This window comes from Micromonospora sp. GCM10011541 (assembly GCF_042650725.1).
Classification (GTDB): Bacteria; Actinomycetota; Actinomycetes; order Mycobacteriales; family Micromonosporaceae; genus Micromonospora; species Micromonospora sicca.
This window is the reverse complement of the sequence record NZ_JBHSBP010000009.1, coordinates 277561-301660: the sequence shown is the minus strand read 5'-3', so window position 1 is coordinate 301660 and position 24100 is coordinate 277561. Positions and strand designations below refer to the sequence as shown.

The window sequence follows — 24100 nt, the reverse complement described above, 5'->3', positions numbered from 1 at the left end:
CGTCGGCGTGCCCCATGGGGCCACGCATGAAGAGGACGACGACGCCGCCGGAGCGGATCGTCGACGTGATCGACAGAGTCATCAGCGGCCGCGCCGCTGACCGTGGAGGCGCAGGGCGTTGCAGACGTCAAAAACGCCCGGAACGTCCCAGGCGAGGTCCCCGGCCACGCGGCGTACCTCGAGGTCGGCCACCATGCCGGCGAGGATCACCACTCGGTTCTGCACGGTGATGGTGATCTGCTGGCGACGAGTGGTCCAGTCGATGCTCAACCGTTGAGCCACGAGCGCGGCGAGCCGAAGATCCTCGCTCTCCGGCTCCGGCTCGTCCCCGATGGAAAGGAACGGGTTCTCGTCGGGAAATGGCCAGGGCATCACGATGACTGCCTCCTTGGGCTGTCGTGGCGGAACTGGTACGGGCTCGGCTTGGGAGAGGTCAAGTCCGACCACTGCCGGCGGATCGGTGGGTGGGACGTGGGCGCCGCCGGCTCGGCCAGCCCGCGGAGGGCTGCGGCACGGTTCTCGAAGACCGGGAGGGCGCCGTCCAGCCGCATGGTGTGCAGCACGGTCAGGACGAATCGGGACGGCGCCACCAGACAGAGCTCGCCGCCGCGCTGTCTGGCCTCCTGATGGGCGCGGACCAGAAGCCCCAGTCCGGCCGAGTCGATGACCTCGACCTCGGTGAGATCGACGAGAACCCGGTCGCCGAGGTCGATGACCTCCGCGAGTGCTCGTCGTACCGGCTGCACCGCGGGCAGTGGTGCGGCCCGGAGGCGAACGGGGAGCCGATCCAGCCGTTGTCGAACACCAGCGTCCAGACGACCTCCGCGTCGGGAAGGACGCATGCCGTCCCGGTGATCGTGTCGCCGCAGCCGTCGCAGATCAGCGTCATCCGGTGATCCGCCGATACGACAGTCATGACCTCTCCTCTAGTTCTGTGCCGGTGTCCGACGGCAGGGCTGGGAAGCGGCGGTCCGGTGGAAGGGCGGATGCGGGTGGCGCCGGATCTGCCGGCCGCTGCCGACCGGCGGCGACGATGGCCAGGGCCACCGCCACGCCGGCGAAGACCGACTGCACGATCAGCCGCGGGACGGCGGGCTGATCCACGTCGGCGCCGGCGAGACGGACCATGATGGAGCCGAGCAGTGCGGCGGCCACGCCGAGTGCGAGCGTCAGCCAGACGGGGGCCGCCTTCTGCCCCGGGACGACGAGCCGACCCGCCGTGCCGACGGCGAGTCCGGCGATGAGCGCGCTGACGAGTGCGCTGCCGCTCACTGTTGCCTCCTCGTGGCCAGCCCGGCCTCAGGACCGTGCGCTGACCCTCGCCCGTCCGTGCGCGACGGGTGGCTGCGCCGGCCGGTCCCGCGCGGGCCGGGCCTCGGCGGTGAGCGACCGGGGTCGGCCGGGCATGTCGACGATCGGCAGCACCTGGTCCAGCCGGGCGGTGTCGAGGATCCGCCGGATCCGCGCGTTCGGATTGCGGACGGGCTCGTTGATGGCGGTGGCGCCGCGTTCCCCCTGTCGGACTACCGGTCGGTGATCCGCCAGGTCGGTGTGCTGTTAACCGTGGCCATGGTGGGAATGGCAGTGGTCACCGCCAGCCTGGCCTGGCTGGTCCTCGGCTTGGCGCTGGCCTTGGCCGTGCTGCTCGGGGCCTGCCTGACCCCGACCGCTCCAATGCTGGCCTCCAGCATCGTCTCCGGTGCCCCGGCCAGCGGCAGCTGCCGGGTCGGCTCCGGCAGGTGATCAGCGGCGAGTCCGGCGCCAACGACGGACTGGCCTTCGTCTTCGTCGTCCTCGCGCTGATCCTGCGGCGCACCGCACGGCTGCGGGGGTCAGGCTCGGGAGGCGGTGTGGGGAGTGCTCGGGGCGTGCTGGTCAGCCTGGTGGTCGGCTACGCGGCTGGTCGGGCGGTCTGCGCGGCTGAAGCTCCGCGAGGAGGTCGAGAAGGGCTCTCTGCTGATCTTCGCGGTGGTGCTCGGCGTGGCGGCCCTGGGTGTCGCCCGGCTGCTGCACGCCGACGCGATCCTCGCGGTGTTCGTCACCGGGCTGGCCTACAACGGGGTGATCGGCGACGAATCGCGGGACTCGGAGCAGGAGCTGGACGACGCACTGCCTCGGTACCTGGTGCTGCCGCTGTTCTTCTTGCCCGGCGTCGAGGTGCCAAGGCGGCGCGGCTGATCAGCCTGTTCGCCGGGTCGGTCGAGGCGCTGGTGCCGGCGCCGGTCGAATCCTGATGCGCCGCCCCCGCGCGTGCACCGTTCCCGGTCACGGGACGGCTGTCCAGCCGAGTGCTCAACCGGTCCGTGCAGCAGGCCGCGATCATTCTGCGCGCCCGGATGGACGAGTTGTGGACCGCGACCCGGCTGGCATCCTCCGACGCCGTTTCGTCAACCATCATGCGAGACCAGGCATGCCGGCGGACAGCCGGCGGCCGGCCGGGATTCTGGGTGGATCGGACCGGGGGGTAGCTGCCCGCGACCTGTCACGATGGTGCGCCTGGTGGCGACGGTGGTTCGGCTGGATGTGCTCGAGCGCGAGTGGTGTCGGAGATGCCGATCCCGGCGAGGACTGCGGTGGCGGCGAGGGCGACCAGCAGCGGCGGCAGGAGGAGCATCGCCGGTGTCAGGGCGGCCAGCACGACCAGGCCGATCGGCCGATCCCGGGATACGCGGGCGAAGACCGCGTACTCGAAGCCGGCACGCCCGGCGAGGAAGAGCGCGGGTCCGCCGAGGATGACGGCGATCCAGGCCGGTTGCGTATGTCCGAACGGGTGGTTGATGACGAGTTCGTCGCCGACGGCGGTGACGACGATGCCGGCCACCATGACCAGGTGGGCGTATGACGTCGATCCGGCAAGGCGGGCCGGGTCGGGGGCCGCTTTGATGGCTGTGGCCGCCAGTTCCCCGGCGCGGTAGATGTAGATCCGCCACAGCAGCACGGTGGTGGCAATCGCCACGAGGAACGCAGCGGTCCGGTCGGGCGTGAAGGCGGTGCCGCGAAGCGTCAGTCCGGTGACCAGGATCAACTCGCCGAGCGCGATGATGTAGAACTGCCGGTAGCGCTCGGACAGGTGTTCGGCCACGGTCGGCAAATCCGACGGGGGCGTGCGGCCGATCCCCGGCGTGGGGTAGGAAAGCGCGTATGCGGCGTAGTCCAGGGCCACCGCGAGTGTCCACAGCGCCACACGCGCCGTCCCATGCGAGAGCGCCCCGGCGATCCACGGCACCGCGGAAACGCCGTACCAGAACAGTATCCGCCCGGAGGTGCGCCGCGGTGCGTGGCCCCGCAGGGCGATCACAAGGAAGATGTTGGTGCCGATGAATAGGGCGACGAACACCCCTGCGAAGACCAGGCCTTGCCTGCCGAACGCGTCGGGCAGCGCGATCGCGATCACCAGGCTGCCCACCAAAGTCGCGATGACCAGCAGCTGTATCGCCGGTTCTTGCGGGTCGAACCTGTCGGTTATCCACGCCGTGTTGAACCAGACCCGCCACACTGTCAGCAGCAGCAACAGCGTCTGGAAGGCGCCGCTCCAGGTGAGATCCTGGATCAGCGCGTTCGAGAGTTGGGCGAGCGCGAAGACAAACGCCAGGTCGAAGAACAGTTCCAGGTACGTTGCCATCTGCGGATCCCCAGGCATGCGCAGTAGCTCGCCCGCCCGGCTCGTCGTCATCGGCTCGCCCGTTCTGTCGGTTTCGTGGCAGCGTTCAAGCAGTGGTACCACGCTGCCGCGCCTCCCGGTGCCGACAAGACGATGCCCGGGGTCCTCGCAACGAGTGACGAGCTGACGCGGCGTGGCGGGTGGGCCAAGCAGTTTGGGTGAATCCGAATCGAGAGTCATGCCCGCTCAGGGCCCCGGTAAAGTCGTCAGGTGATGCCGAGTAGGGCCAGGGGCCGGGTGCGTTTCGCGGGCGTGATGTCGGTTGGCGGCGGCGATGTTGGCGATTCCGGCGGTGCGGAGGGCGCCGATGGCGGCGTTGCGTAGGGCGGCCATGATCTCGGGCCCGGTTCCGGTGCGAATCTGGCAGCGGTCTTCGTCGTAGGTGACGTCCCGCACCCAGTGGATCTTGTTTTCGATGGACCAGTGGTCGCGAATCCACGTGGCCAGTTGCGCCGGTTTCCCTTGGTGCACGCGCAGGTCGGTGATGGCGTAGACGGTCTCGGTGGTGAAGCGTTTCGGCTGGTCCAGGCGACGTCTGCGGCGGCGGATCTGCAGTGCTTGGGCGGCGTGTGGGAAGTCGATGCCGGTGGAGAGGGTCAGGACCTTCAAGGTGCGGATCTCGCGGCGGCCGAACTCCAGGCCTCCACCAGGTACTCCATGCCATTGTGCGCGGAGCCACCACGACCCCGCTGCACTGCAGAGGGGCAACGTGCGCGAAGGTCTGTGTCGGCTGGCTGGTGCGCCGGCCGGGGGAAGAACACTTCTTACTCCGACCGGGCGTTCGGCCATGGTCGGATCTCAAACCCGCCAATCGTCACTATTAGAAGAAAAGGTGTGTTTAGCTTCACGGTGCGTGCCGCCAACGAAAGGGGCTGACGTGCACGGACGCGAGCTGCACGGCCTGCTGCATCCGTTTCTGCTGCTCCTGATCTTCGAGCGTGCCGGTCACGGGTACGCCCTGATCGACCGACTCAAGGCAATGGGACTGCCCGATGTGGAACCAGGCCACGTCTACCGGGTCCTACGCGGCCTGGAACGCGAGCGGTTGCTGATCTCCGGGTGGGAGACCGCCGGGGCGGGGCCGGCACGCCGGTGCTACCAGCTGACGGCCAAGGGCCGCGACGATCTTCGATCGTGCCTCGCCGGCCTGGCGCAACTCCATCAGGTCATCGGTGCCGGCCTGCAGCGCTCGGCGGACGCCTTCGCCGGATCGCCCGGCGCGAATCCGTACGCGGCTTCCCGGCGCTGAACGGAGAACCCATGCCTTCGTCCGTGTTTCCGGCAGTTCACCGAGCGTTCGCCCGTCGGGTGGCACCCGGAGAGTCGCTCGCTGGCGACGCCGCGCGGATCGCGCGGGCCTGTCACGAGATGGCCGTACGCTTCCATCGCGGCGGAAAGTTGATCGTCTTCGGCAACGGCGGGCCGGCAACAGATGCCCAGCACGTCGTGGTGGAGTTCGTTCACCCGGTCATCGTCGGCAAGCGGGCGCTGCCGGCGATCTCGCTGACGAACGACGCCGCGAGCCTCACCGGGATCGCTCAGGCGGAGGGCTTTGACGAGGTGTTTGCCGCTCAGCTGCGCCTGCTCGCCGCGCCCGAGGACATCGCGCTCGGACTGTCCGTCGACGGCCGGTGCACCAATGTCCGGCACGGGCTGATGGCGGCCCGCGACCTCGGTCTGCTCACGGTCGGGCTCCTCGGCGCCGACGGCGGTGACATCGCTCGGGACGCGGTCGCCGACCATGTCGTCGTTGCCCGCACCGACGATCCCTGCATTGTGAAGGAGGTGCACGTGACGATCTATCACATTCTGTGGGAGTTGGTCCACGTGTTCTTCGAACAGCCCGGCCTGCTGGAGCCGGAGGCGGTCCGGTGACCTCGCAGCCGGTGCCGACAACCTGGACCCTGCCCGAATGCCACGACGACGTGTGCATCACGTGTTCCGACGTGGCGGTCGCCGTCCGGGTACGGGAAGTGACGGCCGACGGACTGGCTGTGGTGGACACGGACGCCGGACCGGAGGAGGTCAGCGTGGCCCTGGTCGAGGCGGGACCTGGCGACGTCGTGCTGGTACACGCCAAGGAGGCCATCGCGGTCGTGGAGAAGAACTCATGAGCGCCCGGGTCGAGGGCGCCATCGGGGCGCTCTACCCGTTCCTCGACACCCAGCCGACCGACGTGGACGCCGTGCTCGCCGCGGTGGCGAGGTCCACCGCGGAGAAGGCGGCGGAGATCGTCGCCCTCCGCGAGTCCCTGGTCGCCGGGCACGGGCAGCGGTTGCTCGACTGCGCCCGCCAGTGCGCTGCGGCCTTTCAGGCCGGCGGCACGCTGTTCGCCTTCGGCAACGGCGGAAGCGGCACGGACGCCCAGGACATCGCGCAGTTGTTCCTGCACCCGCCGACGGCCGCCCGCCCGTTGCCGGCCATCTCGCTGACCCAAGACGTCGCGCTGATCACGGCACTGTCCAATGATGTGGGGTTCGAGGTGGTCTTCGCCCGGCAGGTGGCGGCGTTCGGCCGTACCGGGGACATCGCGGTGGGGCTGTCCACGAGCGGGGGATCGAACAACGTCCTGCGGGCGTTCGGGGAGGCGGCCCGGCGGGGCATGCTCACCGTCGGCATCGCCGGGTACGACGGCGGGCGGATGGCGGAATCCGACGAGATCGACTACCTGTTTGTGGTGCCGTCGGCATCGGTGCACCGGGTCCAGGAGGCGCAGACGACGCTCTACCACGTGCTCTGGGAACTCACCCAGCAGGCGTTGGCCGAGGAACTTTGAGGGGTTAGCCATGGGTCTGGCCGGCCTGCGGCGGGTGCACGTCCGCGTCGAGGGCATCGTGCAGGGAGTCGGCTTCCGGCCGTTCGTGCACGCGCTGGCCACGGAGTATGACCTGGCCGGGTTCGTCGGCAACGACACCGCAGGCGTCTTCGTCGAGGTCGAAGGGGACGGGGAGCGGCTGGCTGCCTTCCTCGCGGACCTCAGCCGGCGGGCACCGGCACTCGCCCAGGTCGAGCGGCTCACCACCGCGGCAGTCCCGCCGAACGGCCAGCCGGGATTTGCCATCGTCACCAGCGTCACCGGCGCCGGCCGGGAAGCCTTGATCTCCCCCGACACCGCCACCTGCCCGGACTGCCTCGGCGAGCTGTCCGATCCGAGGGACCGACGCCACGGCTACCCGTTCACGAACTGCACCAACTGCGGCCCGCGATTCACGATCGTCGAGGACGTTCCGTACGACCGTCGTACCACCACGATGGCCGGGTTCGCCCTCTGTGCCGACTGCGCCGCGGAGTACGCCGACCCGGGAAACCGCCGCTTCCACGCCGAGCCGGTGTGCTGCCCCGTGTGCGGACCCGCACTCCGGCTCGTCGGCGCGGACGGCGCCCCAGTCTCCGGCGATCCGCTGGCCAACGCCGTACGGTGGCTGCGGAACGGCCGGATCGTCGCGGTCAAGGGTCTGGGCGGCTACCACCTGGCCGCCCGCGCCGACGACGAGCGGATCGTCTCGACGCTGCGCTCCCGCAAGCACCGCGAGGAAAAGCCGTTCGCCCTGATGGCCGCCGACCTGCAGGCGGCACGCACCCTGGTCGACGTGCCGCCGGCGGCCGTGCCGGTGCTCACCGGCTCCCGCCGACCCGTGGTGCTGCTGCCGCGCCTCCCCGACGCCCCGGTCGCCGCGTCGGTGGCGCCGGGCAACCGCGACCTGGGCGTGATGTTGCCGTACACGCCGCTGCACCATCTGCTGCTCGGGCGGCTCGGCATGCCGATCGTGCTGACCAGCGGAAACGTCTCCGACGAGCCGATCGCGCACCGTGACGACGACGCCCGCCAGCGGCTCGCGGGGATCGCCGACGGTTTCCTGACGCACGGCCGGCGGATCCAGGTCCGGACCGACGACTCGGTGGTGCGCGTCTTCCGGGGCCGTGAGCTGCCGGTGCGGCGGTCCCGTGGCTACGTGCCCGCGCCGGTCACCCTGCCGTGGCGCTTCGACCGGCCGGTGCTGGCCTGCGGCGCGGAGTTGAAGAACACGTTCTGCGTGGCGAAGGGGCGGCGCGCTTTCGTGTCGCACCACATCGGGGACCTGGAGAACTTCGAGACGTTGCGGGCGTTTACCGACGGGATCTCGCACTTCACCCGGCTCTTCGATGTCCGGCCGCAGGTCGTCGCCCATGACCTGCATCCCGAGTACCTGTCGACGAAGTACGCGCTGCAGCGCGCTGACGTCAAACTGGTCGGCGTTCAGCACCACCACGCCCACATCGCGTCCTGCCTGGCCGACAACGGCGACCCCGGCCCGGTGATCGGCGTCGCCTTCGACGGGCTCGGATTCGGCACCGACGGCACCCTGTGGGGAGGCGAGCTGCTCGTCGCGGACCTGGCCGGCTTCGAGCGGGTCGGCCATCTGGCCGCCGTGCCGATGCCGGGCGGGATCGCGGCGGTCCGCGAGCCGTGGCGGATGGCGGCGGCCTACCTGGACGAGATCTACGGCGACGCAATGCCCGACCTGGTGGTGGCGCGCCGGCACGAGCGGCGGTGGCGGGCGGCGGTGGCCCTGGCGCGGCGCGGCACGAACTCACCCCGTACCTCGAGTGTTGGCCGGCTGTTCGACGCCGTCTCGGCGATCCTCGGCCTGCACGACCGGGTCACGTACGAGGGGCAGGCCGCGATCGCACTGGAGCAGCGGGCCGACCCCGACGAGCGGGGCGGCTACCGGGTCGAGGCGGCCGCTCCGGTCCCGCTCCAGGACGTCGGACGCGCGCTGGTTCGCTGCGTGGTCGACGACCTGCTCGCCAAGGTGGATCCCGGCCGGATCGCCGCGCGGTTCCATCACGGCTTGGCGGACGCCGTGGTACGGGCGGCCGGCGCCGTCCGGGAAAGCAGGGGCCTGGCCACGGTCGCGCTCTCCGGCGGGGTATTCCAGAACGTGCTGCTGCTCGACCGGGTGGTGAGCGGGCTGGAGCAGGACGGCTTCCGGGTGCTCGTGCACTCGCGGGTGCCGCCCAACGACGGCGGGATCTCCCTCGGCCAGGCCGTGGTGGCCGCGGCCCGGGGCGTTCCCGCCGCCTGACCCGCAAAACCGGCGTCAGCAGATGCGGGGGAGTGGATCCCCGACCAGCATGTCGACCACCCGCGTGCCGCCGAACGCCGTCTTGAGCAGCACCATGCCGGGCGGGTCGGCGGCGACGCGACCGATGACCGCCGCGCCGTCGCCGAGCGGGTGGCCGCGCAGCGCCGCCAGGGCCGCCTCCGCCTGCGCGCCGTCCACCACGGCCACGAGGCGTCCTTCGCAGGCCACGTAGAGCGGGTCGATGCCGAGCAGCTCGCAGGCGCCGGTCACGGCGGGACGTACGGGTACCGAGGCCTCGTCGACCACGACGGCGAGCTGGGCCGCCTGGGCCACCTCGTTGAGGATGGTCGCCACCCCGCCCCGGGTGGCGTCGCGCAGCAGCCGTACCCCGGGAGCCGCGTCCAGCAGGGCATCCACCAGACCGTGCAGCGCCGCGGTGTCCGAGGCGAGGTCGGCCGCGATGTCCAACTCGCCGCGGGCGAGCATGATCGTGACGCCGTGGTCGCCGATCGGACCGGAGACGACGACCGCGTCACCGGGGCGGACGTGCGAGGGGCCCAGCGTCACCGGCCGCTCCAGCACGCCGACGCCCGCCGTGTTGACGTAGCAGCCGTCGGCCTTGCCCCGCTGCACCACCTTCGTGTCGCCGGTGACCACCTGGACCCCGGCACGCTCCGCTGCGGCGGCCATCGAGGTGGCGATCCGCTGCAGGTCGGCGACCGGAAAGCCCTCTTCCAGGATGAACCCGGCCGACAGGTACAGCGGGCGGGCCCCGCTGACCGCCAGGTCGTTGACGGTGCCGTTGACGGCGAGGTCGCCGATGTCTCCGCCGGGGAAGAACAGCGGCGACACCACGTACGAGTCGGTGGTGAAGGCCAGCCGGCTGGTACCCACGGAGAGCACCGCGCCGTCGTCGAGTTCCTCCAGCGTCGGGTTGCGGAACGCCTCGACGAACAGCCCTTCGATCAGGCTGTGTGTCGCCTTTCCGCCCGCGCCGTGCGCGAGCGTGATCCGGCTCTCCCTGATCTTCGGCGCGCGTCGGCGCGCCCGTTCGATGCGCTGCAGCACCTGCTGCTCCGGCGACAGCCGCCCCGCCTCGTGACCGGTCGTCGCCTCGGCCTCTGCCACCGCCCGCTCGACCCATCCGGCGGTGCGTTCGGTCGTCATATCCGGGTCGCCTCCGTGAGCCGCTGCCGCGTGAAGCGGCCGAAGTTGTAGTAGGCAGCGCACGCGCCCTCCGAGGAGACCATGCACGTGCCGATGGGCGTCTCCGGTGTGCACGCCGTGCCGAACACCTTGCACTCCCAGGGCTTGAGTACCCCCTTGAGCACCTCGCCGCACTGGCAGGCCTTCGGGTCCGCCACCCGCACCCCGGGAACCTCGAAGAGGCGCTCGGCGTCGTAGGCGGCGTACTCGTCCCGCATCCGCAGCGCAGAGTGCGAGATGAAACCGAGGCCGCGCCACTCGAAGTAGGGTCGCAGCGCCATGACCTGGCCGATCGCCGCCAGTGCCCGCAGGTTGCCGTCCCAGGGCACCACCCGCGTGTACTGGTTCTCCACCTCGCAGCGTCCGTCGGCGAGCTGTTTGAGCAGCATGAAGACGGACTGCAGCAGATCCAGCGGTTCGAAACCGGCACACACCAGCGGCTTGCCGTAGTCGCGGGCGATGAACTCGTACGGTCGGCAGCCGATGACGGTGGAGACGTGCCCGGGCCCGAGAAAGCCGTCGAGACGCAAATCCGGTGAGTCGAGGATGGCCTTGATCGCCGGCAGGATGGTGACGTGGTTGCAGAAGACCGAGAAGTTGTCGATGCCCTCGGCGGCAGCCCGCAGCACTGTCATGGCGGTTGACGGCGAGGTGGTCTCGAACCCGATCGCCATGAAGACCACCTTGCGGTCCGGGTTGGCCCGCGCGATCTTCAGCGCGTCCAGCGGCGAGTACACCATCCGGATGTCCGCCCCAGCCGCCTTGGCGTCCAGGAAGGAGCCGTTCCCGCCCGGGACCCGCATCATGTCGCCGAACGCCGTCATGATGACGCCCGGCTCGTGGGCGATGGCGATGGCGTCGTCCACCCGGCCCATCGGGATGACACAGACCGGGCAGCCCGGCCCGTGCACCAGCGAGACGCTCTCCGGCAGGTAGTCCTCGATCCCGTGCTTGTAGATGGTGTGCGTGTGCCCGCCGCAGACCTCCATGAACTTGTACTGCCGCCCCGGCTCGCACAACGCGGCGATCTGGGCGGCCAACGCCTGCGCCTTGTCCGCGTCGCGGTACTCGTCAACGAAACGCATCTCACTTTTCCTAGGTGATGTCGGATTCGGCGAGCGCCTGCAACTCGTCGGTGTACGCCTGTCCGAGACCGTTCAACATTTCCAAGGTGGCGGCCGCCTCGGCTTCGTCGATCTTCGACATGGCGAACCCGACATGGACGAGCACCCAGTCGCCGATACCGACCTGGTCTGGACCGAGCAGGCCGATGTTGATCGCCCGCCGGACACCGACGACGTCGACGATGGCGAGGTCGTCGCGGCCGGCCTTGATCTCGACGATCTCGCCCGGGATGCCAAGGCACATCGAGCTACCCGTCCTTTCCGATCACATTTTCTCGATCTTGATGTAGCGCCGCAGCGCGGGAAGTTCCTTCCAGAACATCCCGGCCACGACCACGCCGGCCAGCAGCACCAACAGCTTCCGCACAGCTCACCTCCTTCGGGCCTGGTCCGGGCCCGCTCAGCCCGGTGGCAGGTTCGGCATGATCGGCAGGATCGGGTCGTGTTTCTTGGGCTGGATACCGGTCGAGCGGCGCGCGTCCACCGTCCCGTCATCCTGATGGCCTGACTGCCCCCTCCGCCGCGAGTTGCCCTCCTCCACGCCCTTGGTGTGCGCCGGTGCGTCGAGTTCGACATCGGGATCGCCCGCTCGGATCTCGCCCATTTCCGCCTCCTCCATCAGTCGTTGCCGGACGGCCGATCATGTCGTCGGCCGAGTTCGTCGAAGAATCGGGGAATCTCCCGCCACACCGCGCTTCCCCCCGACATGCCCGTCCAGTGCTGGCGGATGAGGGCGACGAGTCGGAAGCAGTCGTCGACCGGCACCACCCACTGCTGGCCGCCGCCGCGTGGCGGGCCCGTCCACACCAGGAAGGCCTCGACCCGTGGCTTCAGCTCTGCCAGCGCGGGCGATCGCGCCTCGACCGCTCGCCAGGCGCCGGCATCGATCTCCGACTCGGTCGTGCCGAGGGGACTCGGGTAGTGGGCGAGCACCCGGCCGTCCTGCTGCTTCACGAAGAACACCAGCCCGACCGGCACACCGAGCTCGTCGACGGACAGGCCCGTCAACCGCCTGCCGCGGGCGGGGACGAGCTGGTGCCTGCCGCCGCCGGCCGCCTCGCGTGCGAACAGCAGGGAGCATGGCGTGCAGGCGCACATCAGCTCCCCGTCCTGCTCGTCCCACACGTGCCGGTGCTCCGGACCGACCGGCCCGGCGCACATGCCGCAGCGCTCGATCGAGGCCGCGCGCCGTCTCGCGCGGCGGATCGCCCGGTGCAGGGCACCCGCCGTCATGCCAGGCCACCCGACGTGAGCGGTCCGGCAGCCTGCCCCACCTCGTTCACTGTCGCCGCATCGGTCCGATCCGGCCGCTGCCACAGGGCGGCGACCGGGATCAGCGCCGGAGCCGGCTTGGGCGCCACCAGGTCGACCGCGGACAGTTCCGGCGCGAACGCCAGCACCTGTTCCCGTACGAGATCAGGCAGCGCGGCCGCGCCACCGCCGCACGAACTCGCCGACAGGCTGATCCTCGCCACCTCATCGTGGACACCGACGAGCGCGATCTCGGCGCCGTGCGTGCGCAGCTGCGGCCGGAGATCGTCGACCGCCCGGGCCACGCGCCGGTCCAGCGGATCCGGGTGGATGTGGTGCAACAGCAGCAGGTGCCGCAGCAGCTCGTCCTCGGTGAGCCGGTCGAGTGCGCGGGTGCTGTCGGCGGCGAGATCGGTGACCCGGGCCAGCGCCTCGCCGTACACCTCGGTCAGCATCTCGACCGCTTCCAGCGCCAGCTCGGCGGTGCGGCCGGGGGTCTGCTCGAGCTGGCCGAGCACGGCGTTCAAACGTGCCAGCCGCGGCTCGACGGCCGCGTCGTCGAGCCGCTGGTCGTCCGGCTGCTCACCCATGTGACGCGCCGAACATCGGCGAGTGGATCTTCTTGACGGTACGACCGCCGCCCACGTACATGTGCACCCCGCACGGCAGGCACGGATCGAAACTGCGCACTGCCCGCATGATGTCCACCCCCTTGAAGTTGGCCGGGCCGTTCTCCTCGAAGAGGGGCATGTTCTGGATCGCGTCCTCGTACGGACCGGGTGTGCCGTAGCTGTCGCGGGGACTGCCGTTCCACGGCGTCGGCGGGTACGGGTGGTAGTTGGCGATCTTGCGGTCCCTGATCACGAGGTGGTGCGACAGGGCGCCCCGGACGGCCTCGTGGAAGCCGCAGCCGATTGCCTCGTCCGGCACGTCGAACTCGGTGAAGACCCGCATGTCGCCGCCGCGCATGCGCTCCATCGCCTGTTCCAGGAAGTACAGCGACATCGCTGCGGCGTACGCGATGAAATAGGCCCGTGAGCGGTCCCGCTCCAGCGCGTTCGACCAGCGCGGGATCTTCCACTCCAACGTCGTCTCGGGCAGCCGCTGGCTCCTCGGAAGCGAGATCAGCACGCTCTTACCGGTCGACTTGACGTACGGCGTGTCGACCATCTTCGCTAGCGCGGTGGTGTACAGCCGGGCGAAGGGGCCGCCGCCGGTGTCCAGCGCCAGATGCTCTCCGCTGTTCTTGTCGAACCAGCGCGGGCTCATCACCCAGCTGTACTTGTCGTCGAAGTCGCGCTTCTGCGGATCCGGCAGCGTGGTCTGGTTCCAGGGATGGCGGATGTCGACCGGGTTGCCGAGCGGGTCGTACTTGACGAAGGGATCCTCGTTACCCACCCAGTCTTTGTAGTAGGAGCTGCCGAGCAGGATGCGGATGCCGAGGTTGATGTCGACCAGGTCGGTGGTGAGCAGCTTGCCGTCGACCACGATGCCGGGCGTGACGTGCATCGCCCGCCCCCAGTTCGACATGGTCTCGTACCGGTAGTCGACGACGTCGGGATTCTGGAACGCGCCCCAGCAGCCGAGCAGGACCCGCCGGCGGCCCACTTCCTCATAGCCGGGCAGCGCCTCGTACCAGAAGTCGAAGACGTCGTCGTTCATGGCGACGGCCTTCTTGACGAAGTCCAGGATGCTGATCAGCCGGCTCAGGTAGTCGGTGAACAGGGTCGGCTGGGGCATTGTGCCGACGCCGCCGGGATAGACCGTGGACGGGTGGACGTGCCGGCCCTCCATGAGGCAGAACATCTCCCGGGTCGTCCGGCTGACCTTCAGCGCCTCCTTGTAGACCTCGCCCTCGAACGGGTTGTAGGCCCGCATGATGTCGGCGATCGTCCGGTAGCCGTGGATGTCCCGGCCGGGTGCCACGGTGGCTTCCGCGCGGGCGAGGACGCTGGGGTTGGTCTGCTTGACCATCGCCTCGCAGAAGTCGACGAAGACGAGATTGTCCTGGAAGAGGGTGTGGTCGAACATGTACTCGGCGGCCTCGCCGAGGTTGATGATCCACTCCGCGAGCGGTGGGGTCTTGATGCCGTATGCCATGTTCTGCGCGTAGACGGAGCAGGTCGTGTGGTTGTCGCCGCAGATGCCGCAGATCCGGCTGGTGATGAAGCCGGCGTCGCGCGGGTCCTTCCCCTTCATGAAGACCGAGTAGCCGCGGAACAGCGACGACGTGGTGTGGCATTCGGCGACCACGTGGTTGGCGAAGTCGATCTTCGTGTAGACGCCGAGGTTGCCGATGATCCGGGTGATCGGGTCCCACGCCATCTCCACCAGTTCGCCGGGTTTCTGGCCGGCGGCCGGCTTCGGCCTCGTCGCTGTCACGGTCGGTTCCTCTCGATTGCCGCCTGACGCCGGGGGTCTGCCGGGCCGTACGGGCGCCACCGGGGGTTGTAGCCGCTGGTGAGCTCCGGACCGTTGTGGTGCCACTTCGGTTCCCGGTTGGCGGTGACGTTGGTGATGCCGCGCAAGCGGCGGATCAGTGCGCCGTACGGCTTGATCAGCAACGTGGACAGGCTGCCACCGGGCGGCATGTCCATGAACGGCATGAACTTGTCGGGGAATCCCGGCATGGTGCAGCCGATGCAGATACCGCCGACGTTGGGGCAGCCACCGACGCCGCCCATCCAGCCGCGCTTCGGGACGTTGCAGTTGATGACCGGCCCCCAGCAGCCGATCTTCACCTGACACTTGGGCGAGTTGTAGTCCTTGGCGAAGTCGGCCTGCTCGTAGTAGGCGGCCCGGTCGCAGCCTTCGTGCACGGTCTTGCCGAACAGCCACTGCGGCCGCAGCATGTGGTCCAGCGGCGGGGGCGGCGCCGAGCCGGCGGCGTGGTAGAGCACCCAGGTCAGGGTCTCCATGAAGTTCTCCGGCTGGATCGGGCAGCCGGGCACGTTGACGATCGGCAAGCCGCCCTGGGACCGGAACTCCCACCCGAGATAGTCGGCAAGGCCCATGCACCCCGTCGGGTTGCCGGCCATGGCATGGATGCCGCCGTATGTCGCGCAGGTACCGGCGGCGACGACCGCCCACGCCTTCGGCGCCAGCTGGTCGATCCACCAGTTGAGGGTCAGCGGCTCACCGGTGTTCTCGTCGTTGCCGAACGACGTCCAGTACCCGTCGCCGTTGATGTTCTCGTTCGGGATCGACCCCTCGATGACGAGGATGAACGGCTCGGCCATCTCCCCGCGGGCTGCCCGGCGGTACGGCGCCAGGAACTCCTCGCCGCCAGCCGCCGGCGACAACACCTTGTTGTGCAGGTTGACCTTCGGCAGACCGGGAATGAGCCCGAGAACGATGTCCTCGATCGCCGGTTGACCGGAGGCCGTCATGGAAACGGAATCTCCGTCACAACTCATGCCCTCCGAGATCCAGAGGATGGTTATCTCGTCGAACCCGGTCTCTTGCGGGATCACCGCGCCGGTGTCGCGCATGCTCGGCGTCATGTGCGTTGCCTCCCTTGCATCCGATCCCGCAGCCGGTCGTAGATGGCCGCCAACGGCGCCGCGAGGGCCAGCGCCGGGGGCTTGTCCGGCGCGTGCGGGTGCGGGCGCGTCGGGGCCCGCTGCTTGCCCTGGTCGAGTTCCTGGCCCAGCTCGCGGAGGGCCTGCTCGTCGGCCCGGGCGCACAACAGCGGCATGAGCTCGTTCTCGTCGTCCTGCACATGCCGAGCGACAGCGGAAGCCAGCCGCTCCATCAGCTCGTCCTGCGCGCGATCGCCGGCTCGGCAGCGGTCCAGTTCAAGGAGCAACTCCTTGACGGGCTGATGCCCAGCGAGGTGTCTGTCGACCTGCCCGTCCGCCAACACCTTTGCGGCGAACGGGTAGAAGAGAACCTCCTCGAGCGCGGCGTGCTTCGACAGCTCGCGGACGAGGATCTCCACCACGCCGCGTCGCTGCGCGTCCGATTCCGCTGCCCGATAGTCCCGGAACAGCTGTTCCACCACACGGTGGTCACGCCGCAGCAACTCGGTGGCGTCCATCAGACCGCTCCCACCTCGACGCTGTCCACCGTGATGGACTCCAGAACCACGTCGTCGCTGCCGGTGACCTCGATGTCGACACCCCCGCAGCGGGGGCAGGCCACCATCGCGAGGTGGTCGTCGACCCGCGCGCTACGACCACAGTCGTGACACCGCACTGTCATCGGTTCAAGCACCAGATCAAGGACGGCGTCCGCGACCACCGTGCCAACCGCGGCCACCTGGATGCCCTGCGTGACGACATCAGGGTCAACCGCGTGGCCGCCGATCCGCACCCGCAGGCCGGTGACCCGGCGCCCGGCGGCCCTGCGTACCGCCGCCTCCACGATCGCCTCGGACAGACCCGTCTCATGCATCGGCGGTCGCCCCCCTCTCATCTGCCGTTCGTGGCGACCTCTCCTGCCGCTTCGGTGCGGTGTCGAGCCGTGCCGCTTCCTCGTGGACGATGTCGACCACCATCCGGACGGCCTGGTCGACCGCAGCGGCGAGCGGAGCCGACAACCCCATGCACTCGTGGAGGACGGCCGGTTGGCAACCCACCACGAGGATGCGGTCGACGCTGCCGCCCAGGCCCCGCAGCAGGCGCAGCACCGACGCCGGATCCATGCCGTGCCCGTCGGCGGCCGGCGCGTCCAGTACGTCCGTCGGCCGCAGTCTCCAGCCGGGGTCGTCGAGATCCACCTCGAGAACGGCCAACGTCCCGGGGGGCTCGTCCAGCGGCAACGCGTCCACCATGACCAGCACGTCGTGGTGCCCGTCCAGCAGATCGTAGGCCAGATGCATCCCGCGGATCCCGTAATCGGACACATCCACCCGCGCTGGCAGGACGGCGTCCCGCAGGCGCTGGACGACCTCCACGCCGAAGGCGTCATCGGCGAGGAAAATGTTGCCGATCCCGGCGACCAGGATCCGACCGTTGCCGGCGCTGTTCATCGCGCTTCCACCTCGCCGGGCAGGGGCTCCACCTCTTCCGGCCGGAAGTGACGCAGGCGCCCGTACCACTGGTGCAGTTCGGCGCCCGGGTCGTCATCCACGGTCACGGCCAGGAACCGCGTCCCGTCGATGTCGAGCAGCACCTGCTCTACCCGGCCGGTACGGCCCTCCAGAAACATGTCGTGCGCGTCGGTGCCGCGCCGGCGCGGGCGTAACCGGACCCGGCTACCCCGTGACAGCAGGGTTCCCGCGACGAGGACGGTCTCCGTCGCCGGCGTGATCCCCACATCCGTGCCGAACCCCGAGCGGGCCCGTTCCAACCCGGTGGCGGAGTCGCCCGGCTGATGGACGGGCTCCAGGGACCGAATGGCGCCGTGCAACCGTTCGAGCACCTCGGGCGGCATCGCATCGACGCGGTCGAGGATGGCGGCGGCGCGGGGATCGGTGGCTCGGGCCTCCCGTTTCTCCGCATCGGAGAGCGTGAGGGTGCGCAGCGAGAGGATCTCGTCGATCTCGGTCGCGTCGTGCAGGTCGCCGGGGCTTTCCGGCGCGATCCGGGGATGGTCGTAGAGGATGATCGGTGCGGAGAGCACGACATCGGCGGTGCCGGGCGCGCCAGCGAGCACCGGGAACGTGTGCACGTTGCTGCACTCCCGGGCCGCCTGCGCCGCCCATTCGGGCGGGTCGAGCAGGGACAGGAAACGCCCCCGACTGACGGTGGCCAGCGTGTGCGCCGCGAGCAGGCAGCAGCGCAGTGCCTCATCCCGAGGGCCGTCCGCCGGCGTTGTCCGATCCGTGTTCTCGACGCGCACTGCGAGCCGCAGCAACCGGAAGGGCGCCGGAGACGGGACAGCGGAGACGGCGACCGAGGCGGACAACGGCCACCGCCGGCGTACCACCCGCCCGAGCGGCTCGCCACGGTCGTCGACCAACGGCTCGACGTCCTCTCCGCCGGGCACACAAACGTGGAAGCGTCGGCCAGGCCGAAGGTCGCCGACCGGCGCCTCGATGTCGAACTCCCGCGGTACCGCCTCGTCGAAGCTGAGCTCCGTGCGGCCACCGACCTCGATTCGGTCGACCGGCCGGTACCCGCCGTCGGTCGTCCGTAGCTCGGTCACCTTGCGTTGTAGGTGCAGAAACCGCAACCGGATCCGGACGATCGCCGTGTCCTGCGCTTCCATCAGGCATTCGGTCTGCTGCCACGACGACTCGGCCGAGCCCGCAACGCTGCTGTCGACCAGGCCGTGAGCCTCCCCCCAGGCGGGGGGCACGAGGACACCGAATTGCCAGCGAACCCGGTTTTTGACCGATGAACGCCGATACGGGTAGAGCAGGTAACCCTCGTACAGGATCGCATCCGCGAGTGCCTCCGCGCCGTCGAACAGGGCGGTGGGGCAGTGGGTCTGCACGGTGCTCACCTCCTCTCAAAAGCACGCAGAGACTTGCTCCGGCACGCGGTCACTCTGGTCTAGCCAATCCCGCCGGCGAGCCGTAAGTGCGCATCGTCGGTAGGTGACGACAGCATTCACCGAACCGGGTGAACCAATACGGCCGCCTTCGGCCCCGGCGACGAGATCCGCAGAAGCGAGCCCGCCCAAGCGTTGCTTCACGGGCGCAGGCTCAGAACACTTCGCGCGCAGGACAACGGGAGCAGGAGGCCGAGGAGACGCAGTGGCGCCGCCGGCACCGGTGACCGCGGCCCAGGCTGTGGCCGCATCAGGCATCCGTGGGTCGAGGCTGGCCCACGGCCGCGGTGCGGGCGAAAGAGGAGGGCGGTGGCCTGGCCGGTGCGCCGGCCGTCGGGGCTGCCGCGGCCGGTGGGCAAACACCGAGGCGGTCGCGGTAGTCGATGAGGACCAGTAGCCGCCCGCTGGTGCGGCCGTGGTCGGCCAGCATGAGGGCCACGTCCGTGCCGTGCGCACCCGGCAGCTGTGCGGGTGGATGCCGTAGGGGCGAGTGACGGTCCGGCCGTTGGAGTCGCGGTTGGTCTTGGCGGGGGACACGATGACCTGCGGGCCGTCGGAGGTGAAAGGCCATGGCCATGTCCAGAGCCGCGAGTTCGCTGCGCTAGGTGGCGAGGGCGAAGCCGAGCACGAGCAGCGCGGTATCGCGGGACAGCGGCAATGTCACCCCGACACCGGGTCAGGCTATGCGGAGCCCCCCTGTGCTGCCTCGCGCACCATCCGGTTGGCCGTCTCCGGCTCGTACCCGCTCGCTCGAAGGAGGTCACTCGCGGCCGTGCGGAGCTGGGTCACCATCGCGTCGCCGTACGAGTTCAGGCCTCGTGCGCGGGCCTGGCCGGCCAGGCGTGCGGCGTCCAGGACCGCCTGGCGTGTCTGCTCCGGTGGCTGGCCCCGCCGGGTTTCCTGATGCAGTAGCTGGACCGCCTGGGCGAGCCGCTCCAGGGCGGCAATGAGTTCCTCCGGTGCTGGCTCGTCGTACTGCAGGCTGGTGGTGGCCCAGCGGACCAGCTCCCGGCACTCGAGCGCCACCCGGTCAAAGTGCTGCATGCCACGCCGGTAACGCTCCACATCCTGTCGGCGACGCCAGCGCGGCGGCGAGATGGTCACCACCTCCTTGGCACCAGCCAGTGCCTCGTGCAGCCGGGCGAGGTCGGGTTCCATGCCGCGGAGTTGGTCGAGTGCCCGCATCGCGCGGTCCGGGTCGCGCTGTCTCAGTGCGTGTGCGATCTCCCGAAGCTGCGCGCCGAGCGTTTCGACTACCGGTGCGGCGGTGCGGTCGAGAACGCGCATCGGGTTGATTGGCAGCAGAAGGGCGCCTACCACCAGCCCCACGACGCTGCCCACCACGGCGTCGAGGATCCGGGGCAATTCGAGGTCTCGTGAGGTCGGTGACAGCGTGGCGATCAGTACCGCGGTACTGCCGGCCTGGGCCACCACCGCGCCACTTCGTCCGGTCAGCAGCAGTGCGACGGCGATGGCCAGCGTCACCACCAAGCCGATCTGCCAGGGCCCGAACCCGATGTAGAGCACCAGAAGATCGCTGAGTAACAGGCCCAGCCCGACGCCGAGCATCAGTTCGAACGTACGTTTGGCACGCTGCCCGAGGGCGGCGACGATCGTGCCGACCGCCGCGCTCGGCGCGAAGACCGGCGCTGGCCTGTCCAGCACCTCGTGGGCGATCGCCCAGGACAGCGCAGCAGCGAGCCCGCACTGGACGGCGACGACCAGGATGATCTCGAGGTGTCGCAGCCGTAGCCTGCCGGCCTCACCACCGCGGCGTCGGGCCCGCGCCGTCATGTCCTTGGCCTGCTCGGTAATGGTGTCGGGGCCGGGCCGGTCGTCCCGATCAGCGCCCATGACCGGAGTTACCCCGCTCGTTTCTTCCGAATCCCAGGGCTCAGCGGGTTTGTCGTCAGCGGGCAGCTCGGCATCAGAGCGACTCGCACGCGCGATGGCACCGGTCTGAATGTATTCCTCGCCTTCGTGAGCTCACGCGGCTCCCACCACCTTCGGGTAGGTCTCGGACGGGTCCCGCGACAGCGCGGCCTTCAGGGCGACGCTGTCGGCGTCGGCGAGGACCTCGAGCCGACCGGCATCGACCCCGTCGAGGGCAGCCCGGGCGACATCCTCGGGTCGGTTCTTGGGCACGTCAAAGCCTGCCATCATGTCGGTGTCCGTGCTGGCCAGCACCAGCCCTGTCACCTGTGTGCCCTGCGAGGCCAGCTCGACCCGGACGCCGTTGGTGAGTGCCCACAGCGCAGCCTTCGACGCGCCGTAGCCGTTGGAGTGCTCGTATCCGAGCCACGCCATGACCGACAGCACGTTGAGGATTGCGCCGCCACCGTTGGCCGCGAGCACTGGCGCGAACGCCCGCACGACCGACAGTGTCCCGAGGTAGTTGGTGTCCATTTCCCGGCGGATGTCGCTCAGGTCTCCGGTCACCAGGGGCGCGTACGTGGTTACGCCCGCGTTGTTGATGAGCAACGTCGTATCGGACGCGACGCGGGCGGCTTCGGCGACCTGCTCCGGGGTGGTGATGTCGAGCCTGAGCGGTACGACGCCGGGAAGATCGATCTGTTCGGGGTGGCGTGCTGCGGCGTAGACCTTGGACGCGCCCCGGTCGACGAGTTCTTGAGCGAGAGCGCGGCCGATGCCGCGGTTCGCGCCGGTAACGAGGGCGACGGATCCTTCGATTTGCACGGGAATTCCTCCATGAGTCAGCCCGGCGGGCTCGGCGGGGCCCCAGGACCGGGACGCGATATACGCTAGAACCTGACGTTGGCGTCAAGGGCAAGTCTGGTGTGAGGAGGGGAACAGTGCGTATCGGCGAGGTGGCGGCCGCGGCGGGCGTGAGCACCCGGGCGCTGCGTTACTACGAGGAGCACGGCCTGCTCAGCTCACAGCGCAGCCCGAGCGGGCAGCGGCACTACAGCGAGGACGCGGTCGAGCGGGTGCGCTGGATCCAGGCGCTCTTCGCCGCTGGCCTTTCCAGCAAGGCGGTCGTCGAGCTGCTTCCGTGCGTCCACATCGGGATCGCCACCAGCGCGATAATCGAGCGTCTCGAAAAGGAGCGCGCCCGCATCGACGCCCAGGTACGCGACCTGTCCGCTACCCGCGACCGGCTCGACGAGATCATCGCGGCCGCTCACGACCACCATCGCTGACCCGCCCGCGACAGGTCTCACGCTCAGGTCATCGGACCCCTCTTCGAGAAGGCGCTCACCCAGACGTCGGCCCTGGGCGACGGTGACCTGCTGATCGTCCTCTCCCACCCGATCGCGCTCGTCGTGCTCGCCCTGGCCGTCCTGTTGGTCGCCGGACCGACGCTGGCGAGGTTGCTACCGCGCAACACGCCGGCCGAGGAGCGCGAGCCCGCCGGTGTCTGACGGACCGTCCCGGGATCGCGGGCAGCGATCCCGGGACGCACCCTTGGGTCGTAACCCGTAGCGGTGTCCGGACTGACCTGATCCGCTGACGTGACCTGACTCGTCGCCCGACAGGCTCGCCGGAGAGTGCTGGCAGGGCTCAAAGCCAGGGTGGTGGGCCCTCGAAGGTGAGGGTGTGCACGTCGAACAGGACCGCCGCCTCCACGCCCAGCGCCGGCCCGCCCTGGCGGGCCGCCCAGGTGAGGAACGGCCCGGGTTCGGGGCCGGCCACGCCCAGGCCACTGGTGTACTCGGCGTGCGCAGCTAGCGAGGCGATACCGCGCTGCAGCGGCGCGCCGGTGACGTCCACGCCGTGCGTGGGGCGCTCGGCACCGGCGAAGCAGACGTAGCGCACGCCGCCCCAGGGCGGTAGCCCCTCGTCCACCAGTTCTGGGAAGATCCACCGGTTGCCCGCGTCCCGGGCGGCGTCCAGCGTGGCCAGTCCCACCGCCCGGTGGTCGGCCTGGTTGGTCATACCGCCCACCATGCGGACGGTGAAAGCGCCCGAGACGATGACGTCGGGACGGTGCCGGCGGATCGCCCGCGCGATGTCGCGGCGCAGGCCTGGACCGTACTCGACGACGCCATCGCGGTGGTCGAGGAACTCCACGACCTCCACGCCGACCTCCCGGCCCGCGGCGCGCTGCTCCTCCTCGCGCAACGGCGCGGCCTGGTTCGGGTCCATGGCGTCGATTCCTGCCTCGCCCCGGGTGGCCAGCAGGTAGGTGACCTGCTTGCCCTGCGCGGTCCAGCGGGCGATCGCCGAGGCCGCGCCGTACTCGATGTCGTCCGGGTGTGCGACCACCGCGAGGCAGCGGTCCCAGTCCTCCGGCAGTGCCGGTAGAAGCTCGTCCACGGTCCACACCGTATCCGCCTGCCGCCGATCAGTCACCGGCCGTGTCGGCAACACTGACATCCGTCCAGCAGGCGATAATGAGCGGGTGGATCCCAGCCGGCTGCACCCGCAGGCGCGGGCGGCGATGCAGGTCCAGCAGCGTGTCCCGCTCACCCGGGCGACCCTGCCGGCGGCACGGCTCAGCATGGTCCAGGCGACTCCGGCCGAGGTGGGCAGCGGACCGGCGATCCGGTCCGTGGTGACCGTCGACGCCGGCGGCGTGCCCGCCCGCCTCTACCGCGACGGCGATCACGACGCGATGCCGGTGGTCCTTCATGCCCACGGCGGGGGCTGGGTGATGGGCAGCGTGGACACCCACGACGGGCTGTGCCGGCACCTGGCGGCCGCGTCCGGCTGGGCCGTGCTCTCCGTGGACTACCGGCTCGCCCCCGAGGATCCGTACCCGGCCGCGGTGGACGACATGGCGCGCGCGCTCACCTGGCTGCGCGGGCCCGGGGCGGCTCGGCACGGCCTCGACCCGGCCCGGATAACGGTGGCCGGTGACTCCTCGGGAGGGCACCTGGCGGCGGTGACCGCTCGGCGCGCCCGGGATGCGGGCATCCGTCTTGCGGGACAGATCCTCATCTGCCCGGTCATCGACCCCGCGGCCGACTATCCGCCCCTGGACGAGTACGGCCTCGACCGGGAGGAGATGCGGTTCTTCTGGGACGCGTTCGCCCCACCCGGCGTGGACCGTACCCAGCCGGATCTGGACCCGCTGCGGGCCGACCTCACCGGCCTGCCCCCCGCCGTGGTCATCACCGCCGAGCTCGACCTGTTGTCCGCCGAGGGTGAACGGTACGCGGCCAGGCTGCTGGCGGCCGGCGTTCCCGTCACCGCGACCCGGTACCAGGGGCTCATCCACAACTTCCCGCGAAAACTTGCCCTGTTCGACGCCGCCCATATCGCCCTGGCCCAGTTGACCGCCGCGCTGAACCGTTGGTGAAAGGGTGCGGACATTGCGGGTGTCGAAAACCCTATCCGGGCAGGTCAAGCGAAGATCAGTCGAGTGGGATGGCGCCGCGAAGGCGCAGCCC

The 24100-nt window shown here is 69.9% G+C and carries 29 protein-coding genes and 1 pseudogene; 9 read left to right on the top strand and 21 right to left on the bottom strand.

The window, feature by feature from the left end:
* Positions 1–81: 81 nt before the first annotated feature.
* From ACFOYX_RS04310 to ACFOYX_RS04300, 3 genes and pseudogenes are all read right to left on the bottom strand, one after another.
* Positions 82–378, bottom strand: a complete 297-nt coding sequence (locus ACFOYX_RS04310; RefSeq protein WP_322439618.1) for a BON domain-containing protein — start codon at positions 376–378, stop codon at positions 82–84.
* Positions 372–916 (bottom strand): annotated as a pseudogene (locus ACFOYX_RS04305) (STAS domain-containing protein). Before ACFOYX_RS04305 ends, ACFOYX_RS04310 begins: the two are co-directional and overlap by 7 nt.
* Positions 913–1272 carry a hypothetical protein gene (locus tag ACFOYX_RS04300; protein ID WP_322439598.1) on the bottom strand — a complete coding sequence of 120 codons (360 nt, stop codon included), beginning with the start codon at positions 1270–1272 and terminating at the stop codon, positions 913–915. The pseudogene ACFOYX_RS04305 and the gene ACFOYX_RS04300 overlap by 4 nt, the downstream one beginning before the upstream one ends.
* Positions 1273–1563: 291 nt before the next feature.
* Between ACFOYX_RS04300 and ACFOYX_RS04295 the strand changes: the two genes are divergently transcribed.
* Together ACFOYX_RS04295 and ACFOYX_RS04290 are read left to right on the top strand one after the other, a co-directional pair.
* The gene (locus ACFOYX_RS04295; protein WP_322439597.1) at positions 1564–1743 is read left to right on the top strand and encodes a hypothetical protein; all 180 of its coding nucleotides are present in this window, start codon (positions 1564–1566) and stop codon (positions 1741–1743) included.
* 105 nt (positions 1744–1848) lie between these two features.
* Positions 1849–2178 (top strand): hypothetical protein, encoded by a 330-nt coding sequence (locus ACFOYX_RS04290; protein WP_322439596.1) that lies wholly within the window; start codon positions 1849–1851, stop codon positions 2176–2178.
* A gap of 304 nt (positions 2179–2482) precedes the next feature.
* Here the strand turns inward: ACFOYX_RS04290 and ACFOYX_RS04285 are convergent, their stop codons facing one another.
* Positions 2483–3622 (bottom strand): low temperature requirement protein A, encoded by a 1140-nt coding sequence (locus tag ACFOYX_RS04285; protein ID WP_322439595.1) that lies wholly within the window; start codon positions 3620–3622, stop codon positions 2483–2485.
* Positions 3623–3847: 225 nt separating this feature from the next.
* A complete protein-coding gene (locus ACFOYX_RS04280; RefSeq protein ID WP_322439594.1) occupies positions 3848–4270 on the bottom strand; it encodes a transposase in 423 nt (140 codons plus the stop codon).
* A 268-nt stretch (positions 4271–4538) separates the two neighbouring features.
* Between ACFOYX_RS04280 and ACFOYX_RS04275 the strand changes: the two genes are divergently transcribed.
* Genes ACFOYX_RS04275 through hypF form a run of 5 tightly spaced genes read left to right on the top strand, consistent with a single transcriptional unit; the run spans position 4539 to position 8727 of the window.
* Entirely contained in the window at positions 4539–4910 is a 372-nt protein-coding gene (locus ACFOYX_RS04275; protein ID WP_322439593.1) for a helix-turn-helix transcriptional regulator, read from the top strand.
* A gap of 11 nt (positions 4911–4921) precedes the next feature.
* Entirely contained in the window at positions 4922–5536 is a 615-nt protein-coding gene (locus tag ACFOYX_RS04270) for an SIS domain-containing protein (RefSeq protein WP_322439592.1), read from the top strand.
* Positions 5533–5775, top strand: coding sequence for a HypC/HybG/HupF family hydrogenase formation chaperone (locus ACFOYX_RS04265; RefSeq protein WP_322439591.1), 243 nt, complete (start codon positions 5533–5535; stop codon positions 5773–5775). The genes ACFOYX_RS04270 and ACFOYX_RS04265 overlap by 4 nt, the downstream gene beginning before the upstream one ends.
* Positions 5772–6437 (top strand): SIS domain-containing protein, encoded by a 666-nt coding sequence (locus ACFOYX_RS04260; protein ID WP_322439590.1) that lies wholly within the window; start codon positions 5772–5774, stop codon positions 6435–6437. Before ACFOYX_RS04265 ends, ACFOYX_RS04260 begins: the two co-directional genes overlap by 4 nt.
* Positions 6438–6447: 10 nt before the next feature.
* Positions 6448–8727 carry a carbamoyltransferase HypF gene (hypF, locus tag ACFOYX_RS04255; protein WP_322439589.1) on the top strand — a complete coding sequence of 760 codons (2280 nt, stop codon included), beginning with the start codon at positions 6448–6450 and terminating at the stop codon, positions 8725–8727.
* A gap of 15 nt (positions 8728–8742) precedes the next feature.
* Here the strand turns inward: hypF and hypE are convergent, their stop codons facing one another.
* The 15 genes from hypE to ACFOYX_RS04180 form a co-directional block, all read right to left on the bottom strand.
* Positions 8743–9894, bottom strand: coding sequence for a hydrogenase expression/formation protein HypE (gene hypE / locus ACFOYX_RS04250; protein WP_322439588.1), 1152 nt, complete (start codon positions 9892–9894; stop codon positions 8743–8745).
* Positions 9891–11018, bottom strand: a complete 1128-nt coding sequence (gene hypD / locus ACFOYX_RS04245; protein ID WP_322439587.1) for a hydrogenase formation protein HypD — start codon at positions 11016–11018, stop codon at positions 9891–9893. Before hypD ends, hypE begins: the two co-directional genes overlap by 4 nt.
* A gap of 10 nt (positions 11019–11028) precedes the next feature.
* Positions 11029–11301 carry a HypC/HybG/HupF family hydrogenase formation chaperone gene (locus ACFOYX_RS04240; RefSeq protein ID WP_109804112.1) on the bottom strand — a complete coding sequence of 91 codons (273 nt, stop codon included), beginning with the start codon at positions 11299–11301 and terminating at the stop codon, positions 11029–11031.
* Between the two features lie 21 nt (positions 11302–11322).
* The gene (locus tag ACFOYX_RS04235) at positions 11323–11424 is read right to left on the bottom strand and encodes a DUF6893 family small protein (protein WP_375373474.1); all 102 of its coding nucleotides are present in this window, start codon (positions 11422–11424) and stop codon (positions 11323–11325) included.
* A gap of 33 nt (positions 11425–11457) precedes the next feature.
* Positions 11458–11661, bottom strand: coding sequence for a hypothetical protein (locus tag ACFOYX_RS04230; protein ID WP_322439586.1), 204 nt, complete (start codon positions 11659–11661; stop codon positions 11458–11460).
* A gap of 14 nt (positions 11662–11675) precedes the next feature.
* Positions 11676–12290 (bottom strand): DUF5947 family protein, encoded by a 615-nt coding sequence (locus tag ACFOYX_RS04225; protein ID WP_109804111.1) that lies wholly within the window; start codon positions 12288–12290, stop codon positions 11676–11678.
* Entirely contained in the window at positions 12287–12898 is a 612-nt protein-coding gene (locus tag ACFOYX_RS04220; protein WP_322439585.1) for a hypothetical protein, read from the bottom strand. Before ACFOYX_RS04220 ends, ACFOYX_RS04225 begins: the two co-directional genes overlap by 4 nt.
* Positions 12891–14690 (bottom strand): nickel-dependent hydrogenase large subunit, encoded by a 1800-nt coding sequence (locus ACFOYX_RS04215; RefSeq protein ID WP_322439584.1) that lies wholly within the window; start codon positions 14688–14690, stop codon positions 12891–12893. The genes ACFOYX_RS04220 and ACFOYX_RS04215 overlap by 8 nt, the downstream gene beginning before the upstream one ends.
* Positions 14687–15811, bottom strand: a complete 1125-nt coding sequence (locus ACFOYX_RS04210) for a hydrogenase expression protein HypE (RefSeq protein WP_322439583.1) — start codon at positions 15809–15811, stop codon at positions 14687–14689. The genes ACFOYX_RS04215 and ACFOYX_RS04210 overlap by 4 nt, the downstream gene beginning before the upstream one ends.
* The gene (locus ACFOYX_RS04205) at positions 15808–16347 is read right to left on the bottom strand and encodes a hemerythrin domain-containing protein (protein ID WP_322439582.1); all 540 of its coding nucleotides are present in this window, start codon (positions 16345–16347) and stop codon (positions 15808–15810) included. The genes ACFOYX_RS04210 and ACFOYX_RS04205 overlap by 4 nt, the downstream gene beginning before the upstream one ends.
* Entirely contained in the window at positions 16347–16703 is a 357-nt protein-coding gene (locus ACFOYX_RS04200) for a hydrogenase maturation nickel metallochaperone HypA (RefSeq protein ID WP_322439581.1), read from the bottom strand. The genes ACFOYX_RS04205 and ACFOYX_RS04200 overlap by 1 nt, the downstream gene beginning before the upstream one ends.
* Positions 16696–17280, bottom strand: a complete 585-nt coding sequence (locus ACFOYX_RS04195; protein WP_322439580.1) for a hydrogenase maturation protease — start codon at positions 17278–17280, stop codon at positions 16696–16698. The genes ACFOYX_RS04200 and ACFOYX_RS04195 overlap by 8 nt, the downstream gene beginning before the upstream one ends.
* Entirely contained in the window at positions 17277–18698 is a 1422-nt protein-coding gene (locus ACFOYX_RS04190) for a hypothetical protein (RefSeq protein ID WP_322439579.1), read from the bottom strand. The genes ACFOYX_RS04195 and ACFOYX_RS04190 overlap by 4 nt, the downstream gene beginning before the upstream one ends.
* A 729-nt stretch (positions 18699–19427) precedes the next feature.
* Positions 19428–20600: an FUSC family protein gene (locus ACFOYX_RS04185; protein WP_322439578.1), complete on the bottom strand. Its 1173-nt coding sequence runs from the start codon at positions 20598–20600 to the stop codon at positions 19428–19430.
* Between the two features lie 132 nt (positions 20601–20732).
* Entirely contained in the window at positions 20733–21443 is a 711-nt protein-coding gene (locus ACFOYX_RS04180; RefSeq protein ID WP_322439577.1) for an SDR family oxidoreductase, read from the bottom strand.
* 116 nt (positions 21444–21559) lie between these two features.
* On the opposite strand from ACFOYX_RS04180, the gene ACFOYX_RS04175 reads away from it, so the two are divergent.
* Positions 21560–21907 (top strand): MerR family transcriptional regulator, encoded by a 348-nt coding sequence (locus ACFOYX_RS04175; protein ID WP_322439576.1) that lies wholly within the window; start codon positions 21560–21562, stop codon positions 21905–21907.
* Positions 21908–22268: 361 nt separating this feature from the next.
* Here ACFOYX_RS04175 and ACFOYX_RS04170 read toward each other — a convergent pair whose 3' ends face one another.
* Positions 22269–23024: a PIG-L deacetylase family protein gene (locus ACFOYX_RS04170; protein WP_322439575.1), complete on the bottom strand. Its 756-nt coding sequence runs from the start codon at positions 23022–23024 to the stop codon at positions 22269–22271.
* Between the two features lie 85 nt (positions 23025–23109).
* Between ACFOYX_RS04170 and ACFOYX_RS04165 the strand changes: the two genes are divergently transcribed.
* The gene (locus ACFOYX_RS04165) at positions 23110–24009 is read left to right on the top strand and encodes an alpha/beta hydrolase (protein ID WP_322439574.1); all 900 of its coding nucleotides are present in this window, start codon (positions 23110–23112) and stop codon (positions 24007–24009) included.
* Positions 24010–24100 lie beyond the last annotated feature (91 nt).